Origin of the sequence: Staphylococcus sp. HMSC34G04, from assembly GCF_001838765.1 — a bacterium.
In the GTDB taxonomy this organism is placed as follows: Bacteria; Bacillota; Bacilli; order Staphylococcales; family Staphylococcaceae; genus Staphylococcus; species Staphylococcus epidermidis.
In genome coordinates, this window is sequence record NZ_KV838754.1 from 11,333 (window position 1) to 11,594 (window position 262).

1 pseudogene is annotated in these 262 nt (G+C 28.6%); it reads right to left on the minus strand.

The features are described from left to right. A pseudogene (locus HMPREF3241_RS13300) lies at window positions 1-262 on the minus strand (transposase); the annotation flags it as partial.

The window sequence follows — 262 nt, forward strand, 5'->3', positions numbered from 1 at the left end:
AGTAAATAAAGACAATTTCTATTGAAATAATACAGAAATTGTCTTTATTATAAATTTTTTGATCACTTTTAGCTCGTTAAGCTATTACTTTTCTTATATTAAGTGCCATTAGCACAAATCCTAGTTCTCTTTTGGCTTTATTTATCCCTCGAACGGACATTCGAGTGAAACCAAAAATAGTCTTCATAAATCAAAAAACAGGAACCACATCCATTTTTCTTTGACTGTATATGGTTTTTGTTTTTGGTTCTGAAAGCTTTTT